The organism is Tabrizicola flagellatus (genome assembly GCF_008271465.1).
Lineage (GTDB): Bacteria > Pseudomonadota > Alphaproteobacteria > Rhodobacterales > Rhodobacteraceae > Tabrizicola > Tabrizicola flagellata.
Window position 1 is genome coordinate 304,084 of sequence record NZ_VMDU01000001.1, and the last position, 22,579, is coordinate 326,662.

Sequence of the window (22,579 nt, forward strand, 5' to 3'; positions counted from 1 at the left end):
CGGACCCTAGCGGAATTCACCAGCGGCGAAAACTGCTATCTGGCCAACGGTCATGACCGGTTGTAGCCTCCCGGCAAGCCGCCGCCGAGGCTGCCGACCCACCCTGACGAAAGAGCGCATGATGCCGAAACCCCTGCCGATCCAGTTCCAGGCCACGAACCTCGACGCCCTCGCCAGCGAGAAGGGCCGCATCGCGGTGCTGGCCGATGTCGGCCTGCCGACCAGCCCCGGCTTTCGCCGCCTCGACCGCCTGACGAAGGGCGCCCTGTCGCGCGCCTTCGGGTCGGAAGCCTTTTCCAAGCTCAAGCCGGGCGAGGCGCTGGACCTGGCCTTCCCGCCGGGTCTGGAAGCAGAGGCGGTGCAACTGGTCCGGTTGCCGAAGAAGGCCGATCTGGCGGAGGCGCGCAAGGCCGGCGCGGCCATCGGGCGGGCGCATGGGACGGCGGGCTCGCTGGTCCTTGCCGAAGCACATGCGCGTGCCGCCGACATCGCCTTCGGTCTGGCGTTGAGGGCCTATGACTTCGACAGCCACAAGACCGGCGACAGGAAGGTGCCGGGCCCGGTCACGCTGATGGCGGCGAACCCCGAGGCGGTCGCCAAGGCCGCGGCTCCGATGGCTGCGGTGGCGGAAGGCGTCTTCTTCACCCGCGACCTGGTGAACGAACCTGCCAACGTCCTGACCACGCATGACTTCGCCGCGCGCCTAGCGGCGATGCAGGAGATCGGTCTGGATGTCGAGATCCTGGAGGAAGAGGATCTGACAAAGCTGGGCATGTTCGCGCTTCTCGGTGTGGGGCAGGGGTCGGAAAGCCCGTCGAAGGTTGTGGTCATGCAGTGGCACGGCGGCAAGAAGGGCGATGCGCCCTTCGCGCTGATCGGCAAGGGCGTCGTCTTCGACACCGGCGGCATCTCGATCAAGCCGGCCGCCGGCATGGAGGAGATGACGATGGACATGGGCGGCGCGGGCGTCGTCGCCGGCGTCATGCGGACGCTGGCGCTGCGCAAGGCCAAGGCCAATGTCGTGGGCCTGGTGGGTCTGGTCGAGAACATGCCGGACGGCCGCGCGCAGCGTCCCGGCGATGTCGTGAAGTCGATGAAGGGCGACACGATCGAGGTCATCAACACCGACGCCGAAGGGCGCCTGGTCCTGGCCGACGTGCTCTGGTATGCTCAGGAAAGGTTCAAGCCTACCGGCATGATCGATCTGGCGACGCTGACGGGCGCGATCATCATCGCCCTCGGCCACGAGAACACGGGTGTCTTTTCCAACAATGACGAGCTGTGCAACGCCTTCCTCGCGGCCGCGAAGGCGGAAGGCGAGGGGGCCTGGCGCATGCCGATGGGGGATGCCTACGACGCCAAGCTGAAATCGCGGATTGCCGACATGATGAACGTGGGCGGCCGCGACGGGGGGGCGATCACGGCGGCGCAGTTCCTGCAACGCTTCGTCAAGCCGGAGGTGCCGTGGTGCCATCTCGACATCGCCGGGACCGCGCTGCTGAAATCCGACGCAACGCTTGCCCCGAAGGGCGCAAGCGGCTGGGGCGTGATGGCGCTCGATCGCCTGATCCGCGACCGGTTCGAGAAGTGAGGCTCCTCGCTCGCGTTCCGCATCGCTCCTCGCGGGGCGGTGTCGGCGCGAGGAGAAGTCGCAGACGCACGACGAGCGGACCCAGATGGGCACGGTGATGTTCTTCCACCTGATGCGGTCGGCCCCGGCCGATACGCTTGCCGTAAACGCTCCGCGCGCACTGGCGCAGGGCTGGCGCGTCATGGTGCGCGGCACAGACCCGGCGGCGCTGGAGCGGCTGGACGCGGCACTCTGGCTCAAGGGCGGCGACGAGAGCTTTCTGCCGCACGGGCTGGAGGGTGGCCCTCAGGATGCCGACCAGCCGGTTCTGCTGGGCCTCGGCGCACCGGTGAACGGGGCAAGGGTTCTGGCCCTCGTCGATGGGGCCATGGCGACGGATGCCGAGATCGCGGCGATGGAGCGGGTCTGGATCCTGTTCGACGGCAACGACCCCGACCGGCTTCAGGCCGCGCGCCAGCAATGGAAGGCGACCGTCGCCGCCGGCCACGCCGCGCAGTACTGGTCCGAGGAAGCGGGCCGCTGGGAGAAGAAGGCCGAAAGCCCCGCGCGTTAGGTGCGTCGCCCGGTCAGCCCTTGCGCAGAAGCCGGGCCATGTCGGGCGCGAAATAGGTCAGGATCCCGTCGCAGCCTGCCCTCTTGAACGCCATCAGGCTCTCTACCATTGCCTTGTCGCCGTCGATCCAGCCGTTCTGCGCCGCCGCCCGGATCATGGCGTATTCTCCCGAGACCTGGTAGGCGAAGGTCGGGGCGCCGAAGGAGTCCTTCACCCGCGCGCAGATGTCGAGATAGGGCATCCCGGGTTTGACCATCACCATGTCCGCCCCTTCGGCCAGGTCGCGCGCGACCAGGCGCAGCGCCTCGTCCCGGTTGGCGGGGTTCATCTGGTAGGTCTTCTTGTCGCCCTTCAGCGCGCCGGAGGCGCCCACCGCATCGCGGAACGGTCCGTAGAAGGCCGAGGCATACTTTGCGGCATAGCTGAGGATCGCGATGTCCTTGTACCCGGCCGCCTCCAGCGCCGACCGCATCGCGCCGATTCGGCCGTCCATCATGTCCGAAGGCCCCAGGATGTCCGCCCCCGCCTCGGCCTGGGCCAAGGCCATGCGCACCAGCGCCTCGACCGTTTCGTCGTTCAGGATGATCCCGTCCACGACCAGCCCGTCATGACCATGCGCGTTGTAAGGGTCCAGCGCGACATCGGTCATCACGGCAATGTCGGGCACCTGCGCCTTGATCGCCCGGATCGCCCGGTTGGTCAGGTTCTCGGGGTTCCAGGCCTCTTCGCAGCCGGGCGTCTTCACCCGCGGATCGGTGTAGGGAAACAGGCAGATCGCCGGGATCCCCAGGTCGCAGGCCATCGCGGCGGCCTCCACGATCAGGTCCAGCGACAACCGCTCTACCCCGGGCATCGAAACGACGGGCTGGCGCTGGTTCACCCCGTCGCACAGGAAGACCGGCCAGATCAGGTCGTCGGCCGTCAGGGCGTTCTCCTGCGTCAGGGCCCGCAAGGCTGCAGTCCGGCGCAGCCGGCGGAACCGGGTCATCGGATAGGTCGCCTGGACAGGCTGCATGGCTGGCTCCTTCATCTGCGGCACGGCAGGGACTTGCGGCTTGCGCTTCTGCCTGCCATGGAAAGGGATCGGCCTCAAGTCGCCACTTGGGCCGCCGACGGTTCGGCTAGGGAGAGCGTGCAGAGTGGACGTCTTCGACACGGCACTGGAAGTGATCGACCTGAGGTCGTTCTCGAACCTCTGGTACTGGATCATGCTGGCCGTCCTATGGTCATCGGTCAGCCACTGGTCGCTGGGCGTGCCGCACGACATGGTCCAGCGCGCCCGGCGCGAGGGCGGTCAGGCCCTGGGCGACGTCGAGGACCTGGTGCGGATCAACGTCAACCGGATCCTGCATATCATGGACAGCGGGGCAATGGCCGTGGTCGGGCTCGCGGCTTTCTGGCTGACAACGCTGATTGTCCTGGGTTTCTACTATGACGTCGAGTTCGCACAGGCGCTGGTGCTGCTTCTGGGGCCCTTGTCCCTGGTCGTCTGGGTCAGCGTGCGCGAATCCCGCCGCATCGCCGCCGGCGCCAGTACCGGCGAGGCCCTGCTGCGCCGGCTGACCGTGCATCGCCGGGTCTTGCAGGTCATCGGCATGATCTCTATCGCGGTGACGGCCTTCTACGGAACCTGGCAGAACATCCGGGTTTCCATCCTCTACTGACCCGTCGTCCGGAACCGATGACAGCCGAACGCATCCTGATAGGCGGAGCGCCTGAGGGCTTCGACGCCCGGATCCTGGTCCGCGAACTGTCGCGCGGCCAGCCGGTCGTCCATGTTGCGCGCGACGACAAGCGGGCCGAGGCGATGCGGGCGGCGCTGGCGGTGATGGCGCCCGAGGTCGCGGTCCTCGACTTCCCGGCCTGGGACTGCCTGCCTTTCGACCGCGTCAGTCCCAACCCCGAGATTTCCGCCCGTCGCATGGCGACACTGGCCGCGCTTGCGGACGGCCTGCCGGGGCCTTTCGTGCTGCTGACCACGCTGAACGCCGCCACGCAGAAGGTGCCGACGCGCGAGGTTGTGCGCGCGGCCTCCTTCCGGGCCTCGATCGGCGAACGGGTGGACGAGGCCCGGCTGAAGGGGTTCCTCGCGCGGATGGGCTTTACCCCTGTATCTACAGTGGCCGAGCCGGGGGACTACGCGCTGCGCGGCGGGATCGTGGACATCTTCCCGCCCGGGCGCGGCGGCCCGATCCGGCTGGATTTCTTCGGCGATGTGCTCGACGGCGCGCGGCGGTTCGATCCCGAGACGCAGCGAACCACGGAAAAGCTGAAGAAGGTCGAGTTTTCAGCCGTTTCCGAGGTGATCCTCGACGAGGCGGCCATTGCCCGCTTCCGGCAGAACTACCGGATCGCCTTCGGCGCGGCGGGCACCGACGATCCCCTCTACGAAGCCGTCAGCGCCGGGCGGAAGCACCAGGGGATGGAGCATTGGCTGCCCTTCTTCCACGAACGGCTGGAGACGATCTTCGACTATCTCCCGGGCGCCTCGGTGGTGCTGGACGACCAGGTGACGGCGGCGCGGCTGGCGCGGTGGGAGGCAACCCTCGACAGCTACGACGCCCGGCATGAGGCGATGGGCGCGAAGGGCCGGCTCGACACGGTCTACAAGCCTGTGCCGGCAGAGGACCTCTATCTGGACGACGCGGCCTGGGAGACGGCTTTGTCCAGCTTCCGGGTGGTGCAGCTGTCGCCCTTGCCGCAGTCGCCCGGGCCGGGGGTGCTGGACGCAGGCGCGCGCGCCGGTCGCAACTTCGCGCCGGAACGGCAGCAAGAGAAGATCAATCTTTTCGGTGCTTTGGCAGATCATGTTCAAGCCCTGTCCAGGGCGGGCCAGGTGGTCATCGCCTCGTGGTCCGAGGGCGCGCGCGAGCGGTTGAAGGGGTTGCTCGCCGACAACGGCGTGACAGGCGCGATGGAGATCGCCGATTTCCGCGACGTGCCGGATGGCAAGGGCGGACTATTCCTCGTGGTCTGGCCGCTGGAGGCGGGGTTCGTCGCGCCCGGTCTGGCGGTCATCTCGGAACAGGACGTGCTGGGCGAGAGGCTGACGGCCAAGCCACGCCGTAAGCGCAAGGCCGACAACTTCCTGCGCGAGGTCGATACGCTTTCGCCGGGCGACCTGGTGGTGCATGTCGAACACGGGGTCGGGCGCTACCTCGGGATCGAGACGATCACCGCGCTCGGGGCGCCGCATGCCTGCGTCATGCTCGAATATGCCGATAACGCGAAACTTTACCTGCCGGTAGAGAACATCGAGCTGCTCAGTCGCTATGGCCATGAGGAGGGTTTGCTGGACCGTCTCGGCAGCGGGGCCTGGCAGGCGAAGAAGGCCAAGCTGAAAGAGCGGATCAAGGAGATTGCCGACCGCCTGATGCGGGTCGCGGCGGAACGCGCGCTGCGCCATGCGCCGATCCTGGAAGCGCCGCATTCGATCTGGGAGGCCTTCGCGGCGCGGTTTCCCTATCAGGAGACCGACGACCAGCTGGCGGCGATCGCCGATGTGGTCGCGGACCTGGCGAAGGGCTCGCCCATGGATCGGCTGATTGTCGGCGACGTGGGCTTCGGCAAGACCGAGGTCGCGATGCGGGCGGCCTTCGTCGCGGCCCTGTCGGGGATGCAGGTCGCGGTGATCTGCCCGACGACGCTCCTGGCGCGCCAGCACTACCGCAGCTTTGCCGAGCGATTCCGGGGATTTCCCATATCGGTCAGGCCCTTGTCGCGCTTTGTTCCAGCGAAGGAAGCCAATGCGACACGGGCGGCGATGGCGGACGGGTCGGTGGACATCGTCGTCGGTACCCATGCGCTTCTGGCGAAGGGGGTGACGTTCAAGAAGCTCGGCCTGCTCATCATCGACGAAGAGCAGCATTTCGGCGTCGTGCACAAGGAACGGCTGAAGGAAATGCGGTCCGAGGTGCATGTGCTGACCCTGACCGCGACGCCGATTCCGCGGACCCTGCAACTGTCGCTGGCCGGGGTGCGGGACCTGTCGATCATCGCCACGCCCCCGGTCGACCGTCTGGCGATCCGCACCTACGTTTCCGAATTCGACACAATCACGATCCGCGAGGCGATCCTGCGCGAACGCTATCGCGGCGGGCAGACCTTCTATGTCGTCCCCCGCATCGCCGACCTGCCGGAAATCGAGGATTTCCTGAAGACCCATGTGCCGGAAGCCTCCTACGTCATCGCGCACGGGCAACTGGCGGCCGGGGAACTCGACGACCGGATGAACCAGTTCTACGACGGCAAGTACGACGTGCTGCTGGCGACGACGATTGTTGAAAGCGGTTTGGATATTCCCACGGCCAACACGATGATTGTTCACCGGGCGGACATGTTCGGCCTGTCGCAGCTCTACCAGATCCGGGGACGGGTCGGGCGGTCCAAGACCCGCGCCTATTGCTACCTGACGACGAAGCCCCGCGCGCCGCTGACGCCGCAGGCGACGAAACGGCTCCGCCTGCTCGGCAGCCTCGACTCGCTGGGGGCGGGGTTCAACCTGGCCTCGCACGACCTGGACCTGCGCGGGGCGGGGAACCTTCTCGGCGAGGAGCAGTCGGGCCACATCCGCGAGGTAGGCTATGAGCTCTACCAGCACATGCTTGAGGAAACGATCGCCAGGATCAAGTCGGGCGAGTTGCAGGGGCTGGCGAACATCGACGACGACTGGTCGCCGCAGCTGAACCTGGGCGTGCCGGTGATGATCCCCGAAAGCTACATCCCCGACCTCGATATCCGGCTGGGGCTGTATCGGCGGCTGTCCTCGCTGACCACGAAGGTCGAGCTTGAGGGCTTTGCGGCGGAGCTGATCGACAGGTTCGGGCCGCTGCCGAAAGAGGTCAACACGCTGATGCTGATCGTGCGGATCAAGGCGATGGCAAAGCGGGCGGGGATCTCGCGGCTGGACGCGGGGCCGAAAGGGGCGACGATCCAGTTCCACAACGACAAGTTCGCCAATCCCGCGGGGCTGGTGGACTTCCTGAAGGCGCAAGGCGGCGCGGCACGGGTGAACGGCAACCGGATCGTCCTGACCGGCGAGATGAAGACGGAAGCCGACCGGATCAAGGGTGCCTTCAACATCGCGCGCGATCTGGCCGAAGTGGTTAAGGCGGGGCGGAAGGCCTAGTTTCGCGGCTCGCCCAGGGTATTCAGCGACAGGACCAGGTTCAGCGCCGCAAGCACGGTGACGCCCAGGATCAGCGGCGTCGAGGTGCCGTTGAAGGCAAGGCCGATGGGGATGGCCAGCACCACCGAGCCGACGGTGGCGAGCGAGGAGATCACGCTGGCGGCGAGGCCGGCGATGTGGCCGACGGGCTCCATCGCAAGTGCGTTGAGGTTGCCCATCGTCAGGCCCATCATTGCGAAAAGCCCAATGCACCAAAGCATTTGCACGGCGAAGCTGAGGTTGCCGTGCAGAAGGCCGGTGCCGAGGGTGGCCAAGGCCAGCAGCGACAGGACCAGGACCCCGGCATAGGTCCGCTGGACGACACGGCGCATGCCGAGGGTCATCACGATGCGCGAGTTCAGAAGGCTGCCGCCCATCGAGGCGACCGCGATCAGGGCGAACCAGAGCGGGAAGGTCTCGGCCCGGTCGAACTGGCGCTCGAAGATGCCTTGCAGCGAGGACAGGGTCGCGAAGAGGCAGGCGAGGGTGAGGGTCTGGAGAAGCGTGGAGACCAGGACGATGCGGTGGGTGAAAAGCTCCCTCGTGCCGGTCCAGAGCGTGCCGAGGTGGAGCGGGCGGCGGTTTTCGGGCGGAAGCGTCTCGGGCTGGCGCAAGCCGAGCCAGAGCATCGAGAGGCCGGCGAAGAGGATGTAGGCCAGGAAGATCGCATGCCAGCCGCCAAGGGCGATGATCCCCTGGCCCATCAGGGGGGCCAGCGCGGGGACGATGGTGAAGATCATCATGACGAAGGACATGATCCTGGCCATCTCGCGGCCCGAGAAGAGGTCGCGGACCATGGCGATGGCAACGGTGCGGGGCGCGGCGGCTGCGAGGCCCTGGAGGAGGCGGGCGGCAAGCAGGATTTCCAGGCTGGGGGCGAAATAGCAGGCCAGGGCCGCAAGTGCGTAGAGGCCGGAGCCGACGAGGATCACCCGCTTGCGTCCGAAGGTGTCGGAGAGGGGGCCGGTGAAGAGGGTGCCGATGCCCATGCCAAGGACGAAGCTGGTGACGACAAGCTGAGCCGCGTTCGGGGCGTCGGGCGAGAGGGTGGCGGCGATGTCCGGCAGCGCCGGCAGCATCGCGTCGATCGAGATCGCGATGGTGGCGAACAGCATGGCGACCAGCGCCACGAATTCGGTCTGCGAGGGGCGGGATTGGCTCACTCGGCACGACCCGTCAGTTCTACGATGACCTTGCCCCAGGTCTCGGTCGGTTGCGCGCCGCTTACGACATAGTGCTGGGCGATCAGGAAGGTCGGCACGGCGGTGACGCCCTTGTGCCGGGCGTCCGCGTCGCGCGCGGCGATGTCGTCGGCATCGGCGTCGGATTGGAGGAGCCGCAGGGTCGCCGCGCGGTCCATGCCGTTTTCGCCGGCGATGTCGGCGAGGGTCGGAAGATCGCCGATGTCACGGCCATCAACCCAGTAGGCGCGCATCAGGGCGGCGACGACGGCGGGCTGGACACCCTCGATCCCGGCCCAGTGGATCAGCCGATGGGCGTTCAGCGTGTTCGGCATCCGCTGCGGCTTGTCGGGGTCGAGATCGACGCCGGCGGCCCGGGCTACGTCGCGCAGGCGTTCGTGGATCGCATCGACCCGGGCCTTGCCGCCGAATTTCTGTTCCAGATAGGCGCGCTTCTCGACGCCTTCGACAGGCATGTCAGGGTTCAGCTGGAACGGGTGCCACTGGATTACGAACGGATGTTCGGGATGCGCGGCAAGCGCACGGTCGAGATTCGCCTTCCCGACATAGCACCAGGGGCAGACCGGGTCGGAGAAGATGTCGAGACGGACGAGGCCGGAGGTCATTCGGGTCTCCTGTAGCGGGCGGCAAGGCCCTTGCGGATCAGCTTGCCGGTGGCGGTGCGGGGCAGGGCGTCGAGGCGCTGGTAGTGCCTCGGCTGCTTCCAGCGGGCAAGGCTCTTTTCGGCGCATTCCCGCAGGGTCGAGAGGGCGATTTCGCAGGGAGCCTCGTAGAACAGCGCCAGGATCGTCGTGCCGGGGGCGGGTTCGACCTGGGTCGCGGCGCAGGCGGTGAGGGGCAGGCCCTGGAAGGCGGATTCGATCTCGAAGGGCGAGACGCGGAAGCCGCCGGCATTCAGCAGGTCGTCCCTGCGGCCCAGATGGGTAACGGCGCCGTCCTCGGCCATGGTGGCGACATCGCCCGTGCGGAACCAGGGGCCGGTCGGGGGCGGATGACCGAGGTAGTGCCGCATCAGGCCGGGATCGGCGGTGGAGACCACCAGTTCCCCGGGCGTCCCGCGCGGAACCGGGCGCCCTGCATCGTCGAGGATCGCGATGTGACGGCCGGGCTGGGGATAGCCGCTGGCCCCCTCGGGCGCCGGCCGCGCAGGACAGCCGGAGAGGTAGGTCGAGACCTCGGACATCCCGAGCGCCTCGTGCAGGTCGGTCCCCGTGCGCTCGCGCCACTGGCGGCGCAGGGCGACGGGCAGCGCCTCGCCCGCGGAAAGGCCATGGCGGAGGCAGGGCAGGGGCGGCAGGTCCGCGCGAAGTATCTGGCGATAGACGCCGGGGACGGCGGCGATGATCGTGGCCCCGGCGCGCGCAAGCAGGTCGGGCAGCGCGGTGACAGAGGTTCCGGCGGCCGGGATCAGGGCGGTTGCGCCGAGCGTCCAGGGGTCCAGCAGGCCGGTGCCCAGCGTGTAGGTCCAGTTCAGCGCGCCGGCGTGGAGGAGGCGGTCATCCCCGGTGAGCCCCTCCCAGTGCCGATGCATGCTGGCCCGTGCAAGGATGGCGCGGTGGGCGTGGCTGACGGCCATGGGACTGCCCGAACTGCCGGAGGTGAAGACGATGTAGGCCTCGCGTTCGGGGTCGCCGAAATGCAGGTCGGCCGGCGGCAGGCGGGCCCAGGCGGCCAGCTCCGGGATCATGACCGGCGCCGGATGGTCGGGCAGGGCGATGCCGGGTTCGGCCGCGACCAGGGTCGGCCGGACCAGCGCGGCAAGCCGGGTGATCTCGTCCCGGGTCAGCGCGGACGAGGTCGGTACCGGCACAAGCCCGGCCCAGATCGCGCCGAGGTAGAGGATCGGAAAGGCGAGACTGTTGCCGAGGCGCAGGAGGACGCGGTCGCCGGGCAGAAGGCCCCGGGACAGAAGCGCGCCGGCGGTCCTTTGCGTCAGGTCCAGCAGGTCGGCATAGCTGAGGGTTTCGTCACCTTCGGGGGCGAGGAGGACGAGCGCGGGCTTGTCCAATTGGCCGGCCCGGGCAAGGACATGGCCCGCCAGGTTGAAGGCCGGCGGGATCGCGGGGAAGGGGCGGGTGTCGATCTCGGACAGCATCGTCAAGGGGTAGGGGGCCTGCGTGCCGGTTGCAAGCCGTGGCGGGCTCGACTATCCGGGAGCCATGGCGCTGACCGATCCGAAAAGCATGATCCGTGTCGCCCGCGAGGCGGGCGGCGAGGCGCATGTCGAGCCGGTGAACCTGGGCGAGCGGGTGCGCGAATTGCGCCGCCAGCGCGGCTGGACGCTGGAAGAGGCGGCGGTGCGGGCGGGTCTGGCGCGCTCCACGCTGTCGAAGATCGAGAACGGGCAGATGAGCCCGACCTACGAGGCGCTGAAGAAGCTCGCCGGGGGCCTGGCAATCAGCGTACCGCAACTCTTCACCCCGCCGTCGAAGCCGCAGGTGATGGGGCGGATGGCGGTGACGAAGGCCGGAGAAGGCCAGGCGCAGGCGACCGTGACCTACGAGCACGAGCTCATGGCCGGCGGCCTGACGAAGAAGCAGATGCTGCCCTACCGCGCCGTGATCCGGGCGCGGGCGCTCGAGGAATTCGACGGCTGGGTGCGCCACGACGGCGAGGAGTTCCTCTATGTCCTGACCGGCGTCATCCGGCTTTACACCGAATTCTACGAACCCGTGGACCTGCGCCGGGGCGACAGCGCCTATTACGACGCCGCCATGGGGCACAATGTCGTCAGCCTCTCGGAAGACGACGCGACGATCCTCTGGGTCACCTCGCTGGTCTGAGGGAGCCCAGGAATTTTCGTCGAAAATTCCTGCGCCTGGATCAGAAGATCTCCTGCACCTTGCGGGCGCCGGCCGAGACATCCTCGCCCACGCCGGCAACCGTGTTGCAGCCCGCAAGCGCCGCCAGCGCGGCCAGAATCAGCAGCTTTTTCATGCTCTTGCCTCTCTCTCGCCTTTCCTACCTCGGCTCATGCCACCAGGTGTCGGGCAGGAAGCCCGTCCAGTCACCGTAAAGCGGAATGCGTTCGGGATACTTCAGATCGGCCGAGAAGGCCAGCCGCGAGCGGTCGGAATACCAGATCGGAATCACATAGCGGCCCGTGGTCAGCACGCGGTCGAGCGCCCTGGTCGCGGCGGTGAAGTCCTCGGTCGTCGGCGATTTCAGCATGGCCGCGATCATCGCCTCGACCGCCGGAGAGTTGACGCCCATCCAGTTCCGGGTCCCCGGCTCCGTGACGCCGGCCGCGCCCCAGTAGAGCAGCTGCTCGTTCCCCGGCGACAGCGACAGCGACCGGATGTAATGCGTCATGTCGAAGTCGTAGGCGCTGGTCCGCTCCTTGTATTGCGCGTCGTCGATCTTGTTCAGCCTTGCGCTGATCCCCAGGGACTTCAGCGCCTCGATATAGACCTCGGCGACCGAGGCCATCTCGTCCTGCCCGGTGACGAGCAGGATCTCGAAGGCGAAGGGCTCGCCGGCCGCGTTCTTCAGGACGCCGTCATCGCCGACCGTCCATCCCGCCTCTTCCAGAAGCGCGGCCGCGGCGCGGATGTTCTTGCGGTTGGCCTGGCTGCCGTCCGACACCGGCAGCGCATAGCCCTCGATCGCGCCGGGCGGCAGGTCGGCCCTGAAGGGTTCCAGCAGTTCAAGCTCGCGCCCCGTGGCCGGCTTGCCCGGCTCCATCCCCAGGAAGGAATTGCCGAAGTAGGACGGGATCCGCGGCAGAAGCCCGCCGTTCAGGGTCTGGTTGATGAATTCGAAGTTGAAAGCCAGGATCAGCGCCTCGCGCACCCGCCAGTCGGCAAAGAGCGGACGGCGGGTGTTCATCACGAACCCTTCGATCCCCGAGGGCCGGCCATGCGGGATCTCGGCCTTTACCACATCGCCGGACTGCACGGCAGGGAAGTCGTAGGATGACAGCCATTTCGAGACATTTGCTTCGCGATAGGCTGAAAGCTGCCCCGCCTTGAACGCCTCGAAGATCGCCTGCGGGTTGGCGTAGTAGTCATAGCGGATCTCGTCGAAATTCCACTGGCCCCGGTTGAAGGGCAGGTCCTTGCCCCACCAGTCGGGATTGCGCCTGTAGGTGACATGGACGCCCAGTTCCGACTCCGCCAGCACATAGGGACCCGATCCGATCGGCACCTCCATCGTCGCCTCGGCGAAGTCCTTGCCCTCCCATTGCGCCTTCTTCAGAACCGGTCGCAGGCCCAGGATCAGCGGCAGTTCGCGGTCCTCGACGTTGAAGGTAAAGCGGACCGACCGTTCCCCGGTCTTCTCCATCGAGGCGATCTTCTTCCACGCCGCGGCATAGCGCGGGTTGCCCTCGGCGCCGAGCGTCTCCATCGACCACATCACGTCCTCGACCGTGACAGGCGAGCCGTCGGAGAATCGGGCCTCGGGTCGCAGGGTGAATTCGACGTAGGTGCGACCCTCGTCGGTATCAATCGATTCGGCCAGCAGGCCGTAAAGCGAGAAGGGTTCGTCGTAGTTCCGGCCCATCAGCGTCTCGACCGTCAGGGCCGAAATGCCGAGCGCCGGGCGGCCCTTGGTGACGAAGGGGTTGAAACTGTCGAAGCTGCCCGCTTCGCCCCAGCGATAGGTGCCTCCCTTTGGCGCGTCCGGGTTGACCTGCGGCAGGGACACAAAATCCGGGGGAAGTGCGGGGTCGCCATACATAGCTATGCCATGCATGGGTTCCGCCGTTGCGGTTGCGGCAAGAACTGCCAGTGCCACCGACAGCCCGAACCCGCGCAAACCGGCGCTGCTTTCCCGTCCCATCCCCCGTCGCTCCCCTATCCTGCGGTTGTGTGCGGCAAGACTAGGACGGAGATTGAATCAATTCAAACTTTTAGCTTGGCCATCGGCGGAGAGGGGACTATAAAGGCGTTACTGCTCGATAGGTTTCTTGCCTGTATGAAACCTGCCTCAAAGACTGAACGCCGGCCTCGCGCCGGCGTTTTTTTGTCTTTCAGCCGAGACTTCCGTTCATCCGTAAGGCATGCAATGCTTTCGCAACTGCAGCATTTGGAGGCGCGGATGATACTTTCGGGCAAGCGGGCGATCATCACCGGGTCGAACTCGGGGATCGGGCTGGGCGTGGCCGAGGCACTGGCGGCGGCGGGCGCCGAGGTGATTCTCAACAGCTTCACCGACCGGCCCGAGGATCACGATCTCGCGCGCGATCTGGGGGCGCGGCACGGGGTGGCGGCGCGCTACATTCCGGCCGACATGTCGAAGGGCGCCGAGTGCCGGTCCCTGATCGAGAAGGCCGGCGGCTGCGACATCCTGGTGAACAACGCGGGCATCCAGTTCGTCTCGCCCATAGACGAGTTCCCGGTCGAGAAATGGGACGCGATCCTGGCGATCAACCTCAGTTCCACCTTCCACACCACGGCGGCGGCGCTGCCGGGGATGCGGGCCAAGGGCTGGGGGCGGATCGTCAACGTGGCAAGCGCGCACGGCCTGACCGCCAGTCCCTTCAAGTCGGCCTATGTCGCGGCCAAGCACGGCATCGTCGGCCTGACCAAGACCGTAGCGCTCGAGACGGCGGGGCAGGGGATCACCTGCAATGCGATCTGTCCGGGATACGTCCTGACACCGTTGGTCGAGGCCCAGATCCCCGAGCAGATGAAGGTGCACAAGATGGACCGCGAGACGGTGATCCGCGAGGTGATGCTGCTGCGCCAGCCCTCGCGCCAGTTCGCCACGGTCGAACAGATCGGCGGCACGGCAGTCTATCTGTGCAGCCCGGCGGCAGACCAGGTGACGGGGACGACGATCAGCGTCGATGGCGGGTGGACGGCGTTGTGACGGGCCAGTATCCTTCGAAGGATCTTGCAAATCCTTTCGAAAGGATTTGCGGGGCCCGGACGTGAGGCGGGTCAGCCTGGCCTTGCAGGGTGGTGGGGCGCATGGCGCGTTCACCTGGGGCGTGCTCGACCGGCTTCTGGAAGAGGAAGAGCTTGAGATCGCCGGCATCTCGGGCACCTCGGCCGGCGCGCTGAACGGTGCGGCGTTGAAGGCCGGGCTGATCGCCGGCGGCAGGGGAGCGGCGCGCAAGCGGCTTGACCGGCTCTGGACCCATGTCGGCGAGATCGGCGATTTCCGCATGCTGCCCTGGATCGCACCCTTCCTGCCCGCGATCCGCTTCTGGCAGACGGCCAGCGCGGCCGTCCTGCCGTTCTCGCCCCAGGGCATCGCGGCGCAGCTCTATTCGCCCTACGTTTTCGGCTCCACCTGGACCAATCCGCTGGAACCGGCCGTCCGCGACCTCGATTTCACCCAGGTCTGCGCCATGGCGGGGCCGAAACTGTTCATCAGCGCGACGAACGTTCGGACCGGCAGGATCAGGATCTTCACCGGGCAGGACATCAGCCCCGAGGCGATCCTGGCTTCGGCCTGCCTGCCTACCGTGTTCCAGACCGTCGAGATCGGCGGCGAGGCCTACTGGGACGGCGGCTATTCCGGAAACCCCGCGCTCTTCCCGCTCTACGAGCCGGACCTGCCCGACGACATCATCGTCGTCTCGATAAACCCCTTGCGCCGCGAGGATGTGCCCGAGACCCCGCTCGACATCCAGAACCGGATCAACGAGATCAGTTTCAACTCCAGCCTGCTTGGCGAGCTGCGCGCAATCAGGTTCGTGCGCCGGCTGATCGAGGAGGGCCGGATGGAGCGCGGGCGGATGAAGGCGGTCAACCTCCACCTGATCGCCGACGATGACCTGATGAACACGCTCTCGGTCGATTCAAAGCTGGCGCCAACGCCCCGGCTGCTGGCGCGGCTGAAGGAGGCCGGGCGGGCGGCGGCGGAACGCTTCCTGGCCGAGGGCGGCCCCAAGATCGGCCTCGAGGGCAGCGCCGACCTCAAGGGGCTGCTCGGCTAGGCCTGAAGATCCTTCGGCAGCGGGTAGACCAGCCCGCCCGAGACGATCAGCTTGGCCGCATCGTCAACGCCCATGTCCATCACGATCAGGTCCTTGGTCGGCACGAACAGGAGCATCCCGCTGGTGAAGGGTGTCAGGCCGACGAAGACGGCCGAAATGTCCGGCCCCATGGCCGCCAGGCGTTCGGCCAGTTCGCCCTTGGGACGGGTGGACATGAAGCCGAGCGCCCAGGATCCGGGGCGCGGAAACTCGACGAGGACGACCTTGTCGAAACTCTTTTCCTTCTTGTTGAAGAAGGTCTCGGCCACCTGTTTCAACGCGCTGTAGATCGAGCGCACGATCGGCATCCGGTCCACCAGATCCTCGCCCGAGCGGATGACGGTCCTGCCGATCAGGCCCTTGGCCAGCCAGCCGATGATGATGGTCACGACCAGAAAGACCAGGACGCCGACACCGCGGACCGGGAATTCGTAGTCCGGCCCGAACCAGCGGCCCATCACCGCATCGGGCTGCCAGTAGGCCGGGATAAGGGGCAGGATCCAGCCGTCGATCCAGCCGATCACGGACCAGACGAAATAGATCGTCAGCCCGATCGGCAGCACCACGACAAGACCCGTCAGGAAGCTGGCACGCAGACCTGCAAGAAAGCCGCGGCGGTGTGGCGTGGTCGGTTCGGTCACGGACGGGTCCCCTTCGCCGCCTATCTAGGGGTTCGGCCTTGCGCTGCGCAATGGCGCGAACGTCTGCGACATGCGATTTTCAGCGCGGCGCGGCCAGTTCCAGTGCAATCGCCGCAGCGAGGCGGGCATTGTTCAGGACGAGCGCGATGTTGGCGGTCAGGGACCGGCCCTCGGTCAGTTCGAAAATCCGTTGCAGCAGGAAGGGCGTCACCGCCTTGGCGGCGATGCCCTGCGCCTCGGCCTCGGCCAGGGCCGCCTCGATATGGGGCATGATCTCGGCGCGGGGGATCTCGGCCTCGGCCGGGATCGGGTTGGCGACCAGCTGACCGCCCGGCAGGCCGAGGCACGCGCGCATCCGGTGCGCGGCGGCGATGTCGGCCGCGCTGTCCATGCGCAGTGGCGCCTTCAGCCCCGAGGCCCGCGACCAGAAGGCGGGGAAGTCGTCCTGGCCATGGGCAATCACCGGGACACCCAGCGTCTCCAGCACTTCCAGCGTCTTGGGCAGGTCCAGGATCGCCTTCGCCCCGGCCGCGACCACGGTAACCGGGGTTTCCGCCAGTTCGCGAAGGTCGGCCGAGATGTCAAAGCTGGTCTCGGCCCCGCGATGGACGCCGCCGATTCCTCCGGTGGCAAACACGCCGATCCCGGCCAGGTGGGCGCAGATCATCGTGGCCGCAACCGTGGTGGCCCCTGTGCCGCCCGTAGCGAGACAGGCCGCAAGATCCGCGCGCGACAGCTTCGCCACGCCCTGCGCCCGCCCCAGCGCGTCAAGCTCGCTGTCGGTCAGGCCGACATGGATCTGCCGGTCGATGATCGCGATGGTGGCCGGCACCGCGCCATGGGCACGCACCTCGGCCTCCACCCGCCGTGCCGTTTCCACGTTCTGCGGGAATGGCATGCCGTGGGTGATGATCGTGCTTTCCAGCGCGACAATCGCGGCCCCATTGGCGCGCGCCTCGGCGACTTCGGGGGATAGGGTCAGGGGCAAAGTCATGAGCCGATGTCTCCGGATACATAGATTGCGGCGGCGCGCAGGGCTTCGTCCAGCGCCTCTTGCCGGGTCGCGCCGCGGCGTTCGGCGACCAGATGCGCGGCCATGAATGTGTCGCCCGCGCCGGTGACCCGCGTCACCAGCACCTGCGGCGGCTGGCCCGCGATCACGCCCGCGCCGCGCCGCCCCTCGGCCGCCGGACGCCCGCCGTCCGTCACCAGCACCCGGTTCGCCCCGCGCGCCAGCAGCGCGCCCGCCGCCTCGGCGGCGCTGGCATGGTCGGTGCGGGCCAGGATGTTGGCCTCTTCGAGGTTCACATAAAGCGTGGCCGAGGGATGCGTCAGCAGCGGCAGGAGCCGCCCCGCCTTGCCGGGCGAGGCCGGCGCGACCCGCAGGTCGGCCCGCGCGAACAGCGGCGAGGCGGCGATCTCGGCCAGCAGCGCCTCGGTCAGGTTGCCGTCCAGCGCGATGGGGCCGGGCCAGGGCGCCTCTGCCGAGCCTAGCCGCCCGTCCGCCAGCGGGCGCAGGATCTTTTCGCCTGCGGCCTCCAGCGAATGGGCGTCGGCAATGGCCGCGATCAGCCCGTTCGCGCCCTCGATGGCCATGTAGCGGTCCGTCGGCAGGTCCTCCGAGCGATAGACCGTCTCCGTCACCAGCCCCAGCCGGTCGCAGGCCGCCACCAGCTCGTCGCCCTCGGCATCGCGGCCGATGGCGGTGAGCAGGGCAGGCGTCAGGCCGAACCGGCGCAGCGTCATGGCGATGTTCATCGCCACCCCGCCGGGCAGCCGGGTGATCCGCCCCGGCACGTCCGACCCCAGCCGCATCGCGGTGGGCGAGCGGCCGATGACATCCCACAGGACCGAACCGATGCAGAGGATATCCGGTGTCATGGCGCCTCAATCGCCGAAAGCCTCCGCCGGTGCAAGGCGTCATCCGGGGCAGGGGGCAGGGCAGGGGACTTGCATCCGCGCCCGCACCCGTCTATACGGGCGCCACTTCACAGGCGTCGTCGGGGCCGATGCGGGGAGAAATCCCGTGCGGTCCACCGGTTGCCCCGCAAGGGGTGAAGACGGCGGCGCCGAGGTTCAAACCGGAAAGGATAAGGCATGGCTCTTCCCGAGTTCACCATGCGTCAGCTGCTGGAAGCTGGCGTTCACTACGGCCACCAGACCGCGCGCTGGAACCCCCGCATGGGCGAGTTCATCTATGGCGAGCGCAACGGCATCCACATCATCGACCTGACCCAGACCGTGCCCATGCTGGACGCGGCGCTGAAGGTCGTGCGCGACACCGTGGCCAAGGGCGGCCGCATCCTCTTCGTCGGCACCAAGCGCCAGGCCCAGAAGCCGATCGCCGAGGCCGCCGAGAAATGCGCGCAGTATTACATGAACCACCGCTGGCTGGGCGGTACGCTGACCAACTGGAAGACCGTCTCGCAGTCGATCCAGCGCCTGAAGCACCTGGACGAGGTCCTGGGCGCGGGCGGCGAGGGGCTGACCAAGAAGGAACGCCTCGGCATGGAGCGTGACCAGGCCAAGCTCCAGGCCAGCCTCGGCGGGATCCGCGAGATGGGCGGCATTCCGGATCTCCTTTTCATCATCGACGTGGGCAAGGAAGACCTGGCCGTGCAGGAGGCCCAGAAGCTGGGCATCCCGGTCGTGGCGGTGGTCGATACCAACTGCTCGCCCAAGGGCGTGGATTATGTGATCCCCGGCAACGACGATGCGGCCCGCGCCATTGCGCTCTACTGCGACCTGGTGGCCCGTGCGGCGCTCGACGGCATGTCGGCCCAGATGGGTGCGGCCGGTGTCGATCTCGGCGCGCTCGAGGCCGCTCCGGAAGAGGAAGCGGTTGCCGAGGCCGAAGCCGAGGCCTGATCGGCCGAACCGTCACATGACTGTCACCCGGCGGGACTACCCGCCGGGGCATGCATTTCCCAAGGAGTGAACCGATGACTGTCACCGCTCAGATGGTGAAGGAACTGCGCGAATCGACCGGCGCGGGGATGATGGACGCCAAGAAGGCGCTGACCGAGACCAACGGCGACATGGAAGCCGCGGTGGACTGGCTGCGGACCAAGGGCCTGGCCAAGGCCGCCAAGAAGGCCGACCGCGTGGCGGCCGAGGGCCTGATCGGCGTCGCCGTCACCGACGGCCGCGGCGTGGCGATCGAGATCAACTCGGAAACCGACTTCGTCGCCAAGAACGAGGACTTCCAGGCCCTCGTCCGCGACGTGGCCAACGTGGCGCTGACCACCGGCGACTCGGTCGAGGTCGTCAAGGCCGCGCATCTGAACGGCAAGACGGTCGAGACCGTGATCCAGGAAGCCATCGCCCGCATCGGCGAGAACATGACCTTCCGCCGCCTGCATGTGCTGGAAGGCGACACCGTGGTGTCCTATGTGCACAACGCCGCAGCCGCGGGCATGGGCAAGATCGGCGTCCTCGTCGCGCTGAAGGGCGACAAGGCCAAGGCGGAAGAGATCGGCAAGCAGTTCGCCATGCATATCGCCGCGACGAACCCGCTGTCGCTCTCCGAGGCTACCCTCGACCCGGCCGTGGTGGAGCGCGAGCTTGCCGTGCAGACCGCCAAGGCGCTGGAGGAGAACGCGGCCTCCGCCAAGCCCAAGCCCGAGCAGGTGATCCACCAGAACATCATCCCGGGCCGGATGAAGAAGTTCCTCGCCGAGAACACGCTTCTGGGCCAGGCCTTCGTGATCAACCCCGACCTGACCGTGGAACAGGCAGCCAGCGAGGCCGGGGTCGAGATCACCGGCTATGCCCGCGTCGCCGTGGGTGAAGGCATCGAGAAGAAGCAGGAAGACTTTGCCGCCGAAGTGGCCAAGGCGCTGCAAGGCTGAGTCAATCCTGCAAGGACAGGGCAGGGGGCCGGCGCATCGTGCCGGCCCCTTGTGATTCCGGCCGGACAGGCACCCGGAAACGATCTGCGGCGCGGTTCTGGGGAAAACCGCGCCGCATCGGCTTGCCAGCCCCTTGGGGATAGGGGCGATTGATGGCAAGACGGTTGTCGATCTGTACTTTACGGGGACAAGCCCGCTCGACGGACCATCACCGCAAGTTGAGCCCGAATCCGCACCGTGATCCGCGCCCCGATACCCTTGGGTTTCACATGACCCAACGTCAGGCGAGTAAGGAAAACCCTACCTTCACCTCAGCGGGCAGCCCGCGCGACATCGGCGGCGCGCTGGAAGATCATGTTCAGCAGCGCGGCCTTGGCGACGGCCTGCGCCGTGGTCTCCACCGCCAGCGCCTCGCGGGCCAGGCGCAGGTGCTTTTCGACCATAGCCGGGCTGACCTCCATCAACAGCGCCACGTCCTGCGTCGTCTTGCCGTCCGCCACCCATTCCAGTGCCTCGCGCTGGCGCGGGCTGAGTGCGCGATGCCGGGAGAGCTGGGGCAGGTGCACGATTGTGAGATGCATCATGTTGGCCACGGCGAGGATTTCCTCGCGGCGCGAAGCAAAGATCGCCTCTACCTCCTGCGGGCCGATACCGGGATCGGCGATCAGGCCCATGGCGCCCTTCGACCGTGACAGCACCTCGGGAAAGCTGACCGATATCCCGGCAACGATCCCCATCTCGATGTTCTGCCGAACTGCCTCGGCTTCCTGTGGCGACAGCCTGCCCGCCTCGTAGGCCTCGCGCACCCAGGACCAGGTGCAGATCCCCGAATTGGTCTCGGCCCAGCGGAACACCGGGGTCTTGGCGTAGAACCCGCCCTGGAAGTAGCGCTTGACGTAGTCTGCGTCGCAGGTGGACAGGAACAGTGCATCGTCCGGATCGCCGATGGTCGTCTGGTGCTTGAAGCGGGTAAAACCGTAGTTGACCCGCCCGAAGCCCAAACCGGCGAAATGGGCCGTGGCGAGGTCCCAGGCATCGTCGATCCGCGACGAGGCGGCAATCCGGTTCAGCAGCGGCAGGATGGTATCAGTCATTGCGGTCGTTCCTTGTCCCTGGGTGCCGCCCGCGATCGCTTGACGCTGCGGCACTGGTGACTTGGACGCCTGATACGGCAGATTTCCTTGGCTTGTCGAGTGAATGCCCCGTCAGTCCGGCGTCAAATCGACCAAAGGGCCGGTCCGGCCATCGGCCAGGACCTCAGGAGGGGCAGGGGCGCCCCGTCACCGCAGGCCGGTTTCCGCGGCGGCCCGGATTGCGCGAATGTTGGCGCCATAGGCGGCCGGCGCCTCCGGCGTGCCGCCCTTGAACACCGCCGCGCCGGCCACCAGCACGTCGGCCCCGGCCCGCGTGACCAGCGGCGCGGTGGTGGCAGAAATACCGCCATCGACCTCGAGATGCACCGGCCGGTCGCCGATCATCTGCCGCAGCCTGGCAATCTTGGCCAGCTGGGTCTCGATGAATCCCTGGCCGCCGAAGCCCGGGTTCACCGTCATCACGCAGACCAGCCCGACCAGATCCAGAAGCTCGGCGACAGCCTCGACCGGAGTGCCAGGGTTAATCGCAACACCCGGTCTTTTTCCCAATGCGGCAATGGCTTGCAGCGTTCTGTGAATGTGGGGGCCGGCCTCGACATGCACCGTGATGTTGTCGGCACCGGCCTTGGCATAGGCCTCCAGGTAAGGATCGACCGGCGAAATCATGAGATGGACATCCATCACGCCCCGGATATGCGGGCGCAATGCCGCACACATCGCCGGACCGAATGTCAGGTTCGGGACGAAGTGGCCGTCCATCACGTCCACATGCACCCAGTCAGCGCCTTCCGCCTCGACGGCGCGACATTCGGCTCCGAAACTGGCGAAATCGGCGGCCAGAATCGAGGGGGCAATCTTGATCGATCGGTCGAACATCTGTCAGGGCTCCTTGCGCGTGCCGGCCTCATATCCCGGAGCGCGCAGTCTTTCCAGTATCCGGGGACATTACATAATATTGATTACACGATAATCTGACCAGCCGGTCCGGGCTCTGCCCCGCAAAAGAAAACGGCCCGGTCAGTGACCGGACCGTTCCGCAATGCCGTCCGAACTCAGCCGACGAGTTCGAGGCCCGAGAAGAAGAACGCGATCTCGCGCGCGGCCGAAGCTTCGCTGTCCGAGCCGTGGACCGAGTTCTCGCCCTTGGACAGTGCGAATTCCTTGCGGATCGTGCCGTCCGCGGCCTGGGCCGGATCGGTCGCGCCCATGACCTCGCGGTTCTTCAGGATGGCGTTCTCGCCTTCCAGTACCTGCACCACGACCGGCTCCGAGGCCATGAAGGCGCAGAGCTCGCCGTAGAACGGGCGTTCCTTGTGCTCGGCATAGAACTGGCCGGCCTGGGCGGGCGTCAGGTGGATGCGCTTCGAGGCGACGACGCGCAGGCCCGCCTCCTCGAACTTGGCAATGATCTTGCCGGTCAGGTTGCGCTTGGTCGCGTCAGGCTTGATGATCGACAGGGTCCGTTCAATGGCCATCGGGCTCTCCATGGGTTGCGGCGCCGGGCGCCGGAATGGGACGCGCGGCTGCTACCATGCCAAAGCCCCGTTGAAAA

The 22,579-nt window shown here is 67.2% G+C and carries 21 protein-coding genes; 9 read left to right on the forward strand and 12 right to left on the reverse strand.

Features of this window, described 5'->3' with window-relative positions:
• Positions 1–121 precede the first annotated feature (121 nt).
• Positions 122–1,591, forward strand: a complete 1,470-nt coding sequence (locus FL625_RS01495; protein ID WP_149586860.1) for a leucyl aminopeptidase — start codon at positions 122–124, stop codon at positions 1,589–1,591.
• Positions 1,592–1,676: 85 nt separating this feature from the next.
• Positions 1,677–2,144, forward strand: coding sequence for a DNA polymerase III subunit chi (locus FL625_RS01500; RefSeq protein WP_149586861.1), 468 nt, complete (start codon positions 1,677–1,679; stop codon positions 2,142–2,144).
• A 13-nt stretch (positions 2,145–2,157) separates the two neighbouring features.
• Here FL625_RS01500 and hemB read toward each other — a convergent pair whose 3' ends face one another.
• Positions 2,158–3,159, reverse strand: a complete 1,002-nt coding sequence (gene hemB, locus FL625_RS01505; RefSeq protein WP_149586862.1) for a porphobilinogen synthase — start codon at positions 3,157–3,159, stop codon at positions 2,158–2,160.
• A 124-nt stretch (positions 3,160–3,283) separates the two neighbouring features.
• Between hemB and FL625_RS01510 the strand changes: the two genes are divergently transcribed.
• Positions 3,284–3,808 carry a component of SufBCD complex gene (locus FL625_RS01510; RefSeq protein ID WP_149586863.1) on the forward strand — a complete coding sequence of 175 codons (525 nt, stop codon included), beginning with the start codon at positions 3,284–3,286 and terminating at the stop codon, positions 3,806–3,808.
• A gap of 17 nt (positions 3,809–3,825) precedes the next feature.
• Positions 3,826–7,272 carry a transcription-repair coupling factor gene (gene mfd / locus FL625_RS01515; protein ID WP_149586864.1) on the forward strand — a complete coding sequence of 1,149 codons (3,447 nt, stop codon included), beginning with the start codon at positions 3,826–3,828 and terminating at the stop codon, positions 7,270–7,272.
• Here mfd and FL625_RS01520 read toward each other — a convergent pair.
• The 3 genes from FL625_RS01520 to FL625_RS01530 are packed head-to-tail and all read right to left on the reverse strand — an operon-like array spanning position 7,269 to position 10,608.
• Positions 7,269–8,426, reverse strand: coding sequence for a multidrug effflux MFS transporter (locus tag FL625_RS01520; protein WP_149587147.1), 1,158 nt, complete (start codon positions 8,424–8,426; stop codon positions 7,269–7,271). The two genes, mfd and FL625_RS01520, sit on opposite strands and share 4 nt — an antisense overlap.
• A gap of 44 nt (positions 8,427–8,470) precedes the next feature.
• Positions 8,471–9,118: a DsbA family oxidoreductase gene (locus FL625_RS01525; protein ID WP_149586865.1), complete on the reverse strand. Its 648-nt coding sequence runs from the start codon at positions 9,116–9,118 to the stop codon at positions 8,471–8,473.
• Complete coding sequence (locus FL625_RS01530) at positions 9,115–10,608, reverse strand: class I adenylate-forming enzyme family protein (RefSeq protein ID WP_149586866.1); 1,494 nt, start codon at positions 10,606–10,608, stop codon at positions 9,115–9,117. Before FL625_RS01530 ends, FL625_RS01525 begins: the two co-directional genes overlap by 4 nt.
• A 64-nt stretch (positions 10,609–10,672) precedes the next feature.
• Between FL625_RS01530 and FL625_RS01535 the strand changes: the two genes are divergently transcribed.
• Positions 10,673–11,296 carry a helix-turn-helix domain-containing protein gene (locus tag FL625_RS01535; protein WP_149587148.1) on the forward strand — a complete coding sequence of 208 codons (624 nt, stop codon included), beginning with the start codon at positions 10,673–10,675 and terminating at the stop codon, positions 11,294–11,296.
• A 40-nt stretch (positions 11,297–11,336) separates the two neighbouring features.
• On the opposite strand, the gene FL625_RS01540 is transcribed toward FL625_RS01535, so the two are convergent.
• Positions 11,337–11,450 carry an entericidin A/B family lipoprotein gene (locus tag FL625_RS01540; protein ID WP_149586867.1) on the reverse strand — a complete coding sequence of 38 codons (114 nt, stop codon included), beginning with the start codon at positions 11,448–11,450 and terminating at the stop codon, positions 11,337–11,339.
• 24 nt (positions 11,451–11,474) lie between these two features.
• Entirely contained in the window at positions 11,475–13,295 is a 1,821-nt protein-coding gene (locus FL625_RS01545; protein ID WP_149586868.1) for an extracellular solute-binding protein, read from the reverse strand.
• A 258-nt stretch (positions 13,296–13,553) separates the two neighbouring features.
• Between FL625_RS01545 and FL625_RS01550 the strand changes: the two genes are divergently transcribed.
• Positions 13,554–14,327: a 3-hydroxybutyrate dehydrogenase gene (locus tag FL625_RS01550; protein WP_149586869.1), complete on the forward strand. Its 774-nt coding sequence runs from the start codon at positions 13,554–13,556 to the stop codon at positions 14,325–14,327.
• A 61-nt stretch (positions 14,328–14,388) separates the two neighbouring features.
• Complete coding sequence (locus tag FL625_RS01555; RefSeq protein WP_235019276.1) at positions 14,389–15,402, forward strand: patatin-like phospholipase family protein; 1,014 nt, start codon at positions 14,389–14,391, stop codon at positions 15,400–15,402.
• Here FL625_RS01555 and FL625_RS01560 read toward each other — a convergent pair.
• The 3 genes from FL625_RS01560 to FL625_RS01570 all read right to left on the reverse strand — a co-directional run bounded on the left by FL625_RS01560 (position 15,399) and on the right by FL625_RS01570 (position 17,963).
• A complete protein-coding gene (locus tag FL625_RS01560; RefSeq protein WP_149586871.1) occupies positions 15,399–16,082 on the reverse strand; it encodes a DUF502 domain-containing protein in 684 nt (227 codons plus the stop codon). The two genes, FL625_RS01555 and FL625_RS01560, sit on opposite strands and share 4 nt — an antisense overlap.
• 79 nt (positions 16,083–16,161) lie before the next feature.
• The gene (locus tag FL625_RS01565) at positions 16,162–17,076 is read right to left on the reverse strand and encodes a pseudouridine-5'-phosphate glycosidase (RefSeq protein ID WP_149586872.1); all 915 of its coding nucleotides are present in this window, start codon (positions 17,074–17,076) and stop codon (positions 16,162–16,164) included.
• Entirely contained in the window at positions 17,073–17,963 is an 891-nt protein-coding gene (locus tag FL625_RS01570) for a PfkB family carbohydrate kinase (protein ID WP_149586873.1), read from the reverse strand. Before FL625_RS01570 ends, FL625_RS01565 begins: the two co-directional genes overlap by 4 nt.
• 216 nt (positions 17,964–18,179) lie before the next feature.
• Here FL625_RS01570 and rpsB point away from each other — a divergent pair, with 216 nt between their 5' ends.
• Both rpsB and tsf read left to right on the forward strand, forming a co-directional pair.
• Positions 18,180–18,950, forward strand: a complete 771-nt coding sequence (gene rpsB, locus FL625_RS01575) for a 30S ribosomal protein S2 (RefSeq protein WP_149586874.1) — start codon at positions 18,180–18,182, stop codon at positions 18,948–18,950.
• 74 nt (positions 18,951–19,024) lie between these two features.
• Entirely contained in the window at positions 19,025–19,933 is a 909-nt protein-coding gene (gene tsf, locus FL625_RS01580) for a translation elongation factor Ts (protein WP_149586875.1), read from the forward strand.
• A 311-nt stretch (positions 19,934–20,244) separates the two neighbouring features.
• On the opposite strand, the gene FL625_RS01585 is transcribed toward tsf, so the two are convergent.
• From FL625_RS01585 to ndk, 3 genes are all read right to left on the reverse strand, one after another.
• Positions 20,245–21,027 (reverse strand): helix-turn-helix transcriptional regulator, encoded by a 783-nt coding sequence (locus FL625_RS01585; protein ID WP_149586876.1) that lies wholly within the window; start codon positions 21,025–21,027, stop codon positions 20,245–20,247.
• Between the two features lie 186 nt (positions 21,028–21,213).
• Positions 21,214–21,903 (reverse strand): ribulose-phosphate 3-epimerase, encoded by a 690-nt coding sequence (gene rpe, locus FL625_RS01590; RefSeq protein WP_149586877.1) that lies wholly within the window; start codon positions 21,901–21,903, stop codon positions 21,214–21,216.
• Positions 21,904–22,079: 176 nt separating this feature from the next.
• Positions 22,080–22,502: a nucleoside-diphosphate kinase gene (ndk, locus tag FL625_RS01595; RefSeq protein WP_149586878.1), complete on the reverse strand. Its 423-nt coding sequence runs from the start codon at positions 22,500–22,502 to the stop codon at positions 22,080–22,082.
• Positions 22,503–22,579: the final 77 nt, after the last annotated feature.

Coding starts and splice junctions, on each gene's coding strand:
- FL625_RS01495 (WP_149586860.1), top strand. CDS start 122: ATGCCGAAACCCCTGCCGATCCAGTTCCAGGCCACGAACCTCGACGCC.
- FL625_RS01500 (WP_149586861.1), top strand. CDS start 1,677: ATGGGCACGGTGATGTTCTTCCACCTGATGCGGTCGGCCCCGGCCGAT.
- hemB (WP_149586862.1), bottom strand. CDS start 3,159: ATGCAGCCTGTCCAGGCGACCTATCCGATGACCCGGTTCCGCCGGCTG.
- mfd (WP_149586864.1), top strand. CDS start 3,826: ATGACAGCCGAACGCATCCTGATAGGCGGAGCGCCTGAGGGCTTCGAC.
- FL625_RS01520 (WP_149587147.1), bottom strand. CDS start 8,426: ATGCTGTTCGCCACCATCGCGATCTCGATCGACGCGATGCTGCCGGCG.
- FL625_RS01525 (WP_149586865.1), bottom strand. CDS start 9,118: ATGACCTCCGGCCTCGTCCGTCTCGACATCTTCTCCGACCCGGTCTGC.
- FL625_RS01530 (WP_149586866.1), bottom strand. CDS start 10,608: ATGCTGTCCGAGATCGACACCCGCCCCTTCCCCGCGATCCCGCCGGCC.
- FL625_RS01535 (WP_149587148.1), top strand. CDS start 10,673: ATGGCGCTGACCGATCCGAAAAGCATGATCCGTGTCGCCCGCGAGGCG.
- FL625_RS01540 (WP_149586867.1), bottom strand. CDS start 11,450: ATGAAAAAGCTGCTGATTCTGGCCGCGCTGGCGGCGCTTGCGGGCTGC.
- FL625_RS01545 (WP_149586868.1), bottom strand. CDS start 13,295: ATGGGACGGGAAAGCAGCGCCGGTTTGCGCGGGTTCGGGCTGTCGGTG.
- FL625_RS01550 (WP_149586869.1), top strand. CDS start 13,554: ATGATACTTTCGGGCAAGCGGGCGATCATCACCGGGTCGAACTCGGGG.
- FL625_RS01565 (WP_149586872.1), bottom strand. CDS start 17,076: ATGACTTTGCCCCTGACCCTATCCCCCGAAGTCGCCGAGGCGCGCGCC.
- FL625_RS01570 (WP_149586873.1), bottom strand. CDS start 17,963: ATGACACCGGATATCCTCTGCATCGGTTCGGTCCTGTGGGATGTCATC.
- rpsB (WP_149586874.1), top strand. CDS start 18,180: ATGGCTCTTCCCGAGTTCACCATGCGTCAGCTGCTGGAAGCTGGCGTT.
- tsf (WP_149586875.1), top strand. CDS start 19,025: ATGACTGTCACCGCTCAGATGGTGAAGGAACTGCGCGAATCGACCGGC.
- FL625_RS01585 (WP_149586876.1), bottom strand. CDS start 21,027: ATGACTGATACCATCCTGCCGCTGCTGAACCGGATTGCCGCCTCGTCG.
- rpe (WP_149586877.1), bottom strand. CDS start 21,903: ATGTTCGACCGATCGATCAAGATTGCCCCCTCGATTCTGGCCGCCGAT.
- ndk (WP_149586878.1), bottom strand. CDS start 22,502: ATGGCCATTGAACGGACCCTGTCGATCATCAAGCCTGACGCGACCAAG.